This window comes from Enterovirga sp., from assembly GCF_028290205.1.
Taxonomy (GTDB): domain Bacteria; phylum Pseudomonadota; class Alphaproteobacteria; order Rhizobiales; family Beijerinckiaceae; genus Enterovirga.
On sequence record NZ_JAQGKF010000117.1, the window covers coordinates 1 to 3,375 of the forward strand.

The 3,375-nt window shown below is 73.2% G+C and carries 3 protein-coding genes and 1 tRNA gene; 2 read left to right on the forward strand and 2 right to left on the reverse strand.

Annotated features, from left to right (window positions below; all coding sequences use genetic code 11):
• Nucleotides 1-48: 48 nt before the first annotated feature.
• Together JWR86_RS08140 and ilvA are read right to left on the reverse strand one after the other, a co-directional pair.
• A tRNA-Arg gene (locus tag JWR86_RS08140) sits at nt 49-125 on the reverse strand.
• A 78-nt stretch (nt 126-203) separates the two neighbouring features.
• Nucleotides 204-1,865, reverse strand: coding sequence for a threonine ammonia-lyase, biosynthetic (gene ilvA / locus JWR86_RS08145; RefSeq protein ID WP_299563395.1), 1,662 nt, complete (start codon nt 1,863-1,865; stop codon nt 204-206).
• On the opposite strand from ilvA, the gene JWR86_RS08150 reads away from it, so the two are divergent.
• Entirely contained in the window at nt 1,834-2,328 is a 495-nt protein-coding gene (locus JWR86_RS08150; protein WP_299563398.1) for a YaiI/YqxD family protein, read from the forward strand. The genes ilvA and JWR86_RS08150 overlap by 32 nt on opposite strands.
• The gene (locus JWR86_RS08155; protein WP_299563401.1) at nt 2,304-3,236 is read left to right on the forward strand and encodes an alpha/beta hydrolase; all 933 of its coding nucleotides are present in this window, start codon (nt 2,304-2,306) and stop codon (nt 3,234-3,236) included. Before JWR86_RS08150 ends, JWR86_RS08155 begins: the two co-directional genes overlap by 25 nt.
• The last annotated feature ends 139 nt before the right edge of the window (nt 3,237-3,375 follow it).

Consider the following 3,375-nt stretch of genomic DNA (forward strand, 5'->3'; position numbering starts at 1 on the left):
CCGTTCTGGCGCTGACGGGCGGAACCGGCGCCGCGCTCCGGAGCCAGATGGCGACCCCGGTTGGGCTCGAACCAACGACCTGCCGCTTAGAAGGCGGCTGCTCTATCCAGCTGAGCTACGGAGTCCCTCGGCCCCTCTACCAGAGCGCGTTTCGAGCGTCCACGAAGCCGCCCCCCTGCCGCGCCCCGCCCCCTCCCCGTCCCTCACCGCCCCGCCCGCTCGCCCGTCGCGTCGAGGAACAGGCGGTAGGCCGGGTTCTGGGTCTCGTCGACATAGGGGTAGCCGAGATCGCGGAGCGCGTCGTGGAAGGCTGGGCGCTCACGATCCGGCACCTGGATGCCGGCCAGCACGCGGCCGTAATCGGCGCCGTGGTTGCGGTAGTGGAACAGGGTGATGTTCCAGTCGGGCCGCAGGCTTTCCAGGAAGCGCAGCAGCGCGCCCGGCCGTTCGGGGAACTGGAAGCGGCAGACGATTTCGTCCTGCAGCATGCCGGCCCGGCCGCCCACCATGTAGCGGGCGTGGACCTTGGCCATCTCGTTGTCGCTCATGTCCACCACCGGGTAGGAGGCGGCCGCGAGCGCTTCCAGGATCTGCCGCTTCTCGTCCGGGTGCTTCAGCTCGACGCCGACAAAGATGTGGGCGTCCTGCGGCGGGCCCTCCGGCCCCGGATCGGCGTAGCGGTAGTTGAACTCGGTCACGGCGCGCTGGCCGAGGAGCTGGATGAAGCGCCGGTAGGCGCCCGGCCGCTCCGGGATGGTGACGGCGAGCAGCGCCTCCCGGCCTTCGCCGATCTCCGCCCGCTCGGCGATGTGGCGCAGCCGGTCGAAATTGAGGTTGGCGCCGGAATTGATGGCGACCAGCGCGCCGCTGCGCGCGGGGTGGCGGGCGGCATAGAGCTTGAGCCCGGCGAGGGCCACCGCGCCGGCCGGCTCGGCGACGGCGCGGGTATCGTCGAACACGTCCTTGATGGCGGCGCAGATGGCGTCGGTGTCGACCGTGATGACCTCGTGGAGAAGCTCTCGGCAGAGCCGAAAGGTTTCGGCACCGACCTGCCGCACCGCGACCCCGTCGGCGAACAGCCCCACCTCCGGCAGCACCACGCGTTCGCCGGCCGCGATGGCCGCCTGCATGGAGGCCGCCTCCGCGGGCTCGACGCCGATCACCTTGGTGTCCGGCCGGAGAAAGCGCGTGATGGCCGCGATGCCGGCCGCGAGCCCGCCGCCGCCGATCGGCACGAACACGGCCTCGATCGGATCCGGATGCTGGCGCAGGATTTCGAGCCCCACCGTGCCCTGCCCGGCGATCACGTCCGGATCGTCGAACGGGTGGATGAAGATCTGGCCCGCCTCCTGTTCGAGGCGGCGCGCTTCCGCATAGGCCTCGTCGAAGGCCTCGCCGTGCAGCACCACCTCGCCGCCGCGCGCCCGCACGGCCTCGACCTTGATGCCCGGGGTGGTGGTCGGCATGACGATGGTGGCGCGCGCGCCCTTGCGGGCCGCCGCCAGGGCCACGCCCTGCGCGTGGTTGCCGGCCGAGGCGCAGATGACGCCGCGGGCCAGCGCCTCGGGCCCGAGCCCGGCGATCTTGTTGAGGGCGCCCCGGATCTTGAACGAGAACACCGGCTGCAGGTCTTCGCGCTTCAGGAGCACGGAGGCGCCGAGCCGGGCCGAGAGACGCGGCATCGGGTCGAGCGGGCTCTCGATGGCGACGTCATAGACGCGCGCGGTGAGGATCTTGCGAACGATGTCCTGCATGGGCGGCCTTGTGCGGCAGGCCCGGGCGGCCGGCAAGGCGACGTGGCGCCCCGCGGGCCGGCGACCTATGTTCCAGGCGATGACCGACACGCCCCCCGCCGCCCCCTGCATCCTGGTCGATGCCGATGCCTGCCCGGTCAAGGACGAGGTGTACCGCGTCGCCCTGCGGCACGGGCTCAAGACCTATGTGGTGGCGAACAGCTTCATCAACGTGCCGCGCGAGCCGCTGATCGCGCGCGTGCTGGTGCCGCAGGGGCTCGACGTCGCCGATGACTGGATCGCCGCGCGGGCCGGCCCCGGAATCGTGGTGATCACGGCCGACGTGCCGCTCGCGCATCGCTGCGTGTCGGCCGGCGCGGAGGCGATCGCGCCGGACGGCAAGGCGTTCACGACCGGCAGCATCGGCATGGCGCTCGCCACGCGCGACCTGATGACCTCGCTGCGCGAGGCCGGCGCCGTGACGGGCGGGCCGCGCCCGTTCTCGCCGCGCGACCGCTCCGCCTTCCTCCAGGCGCTGGACCGCGCCGTGATGCGCCTGAAGCGGGCCGGATGGGTCGCCCCGCCCCCGGCATGAGCGAGGGGCCCGGCAAGCGGCCGAGCCTGCGGCTGCGGCTCCTGGTCCGGATCCTGCGCCTCTTCGTGCGGCCGCATTCGCGCTACGAGCCCGACCCCTGGGCGAGCCGCGCCCTGATGGCACACCTGAAAGCCCCGCCGCTCGGCGGCACGGTGCGGGCCGGCACGGTCGGCGGCATCCCGGGCGAATGGGCCTCCCGCGGCGAGCCCGCCGCGACGCTGCTCTACCTGCATGGCGGCGCCTTTGTGGTGTGCTCGCCGCAGACGCACCGCACCATCACGGTCGGGTTCGCCCGGCGCGGCTTCCGGGTCTTCGCCCCGGCCTATCGGCGCGCCCCCGAGCACCGCTTTCCGGCCGCGCTGGACGATGTGGTGGCGAGCTATCGCGGGCTGCTCGCCGAGGGGCACGATCCGGGCCAGATCGCGGTGGCGGGCGAATCGGCCGGCGCCGGCCTCGCGCTGTCGCTGCTGCTGCGGCTGCGCGACCTCGGCCTGCCGCAGCCGGCCGCCGCCGCCCTGTTCTCGCCCTGGATCGACCTCGCCCATACCGGCGCGACGATGCGGTCGAATGCCGAGCGCGATCCCATGTTCCACCCGGACCATGCCGACGCGGTGGCGCGCCACTATCTCGGCGACGCCGACCCGCGCACGCCGCTGGCCTCCCCGCTCTATGCGGATCTCACCGGCCTGCCGCCGCTCCTGATCCAGGCCGGCGACAGCGAATTGCTGCTGGACGATTCCCGCCGCCTCGCCGCCCGGGCCCGCGCCGCCGGCCTCGACGCCACGCTGACGATCTGGCCCGGCGTGCCGCATGGCTGGCAGATCTTCGGCGCCCTCCTGCCCGAAGCACAACGCTCCCTCGACCAGGCCGCGGCCTTTCTGCACGGCCATCTCGCCCCAGGGGCCTGACCGAGCGCCCGCGGAAAATCCACACCGCCCGTCATCCTGAGAAGCAGCCAAAGGCTGCGTCTCGAAGGACGCCCCGCCGGTCCCCGTGCGTCGCGACGCACCCCATCAGCCCCCACGCCCGCCCGGGCGGGTCCAGCCC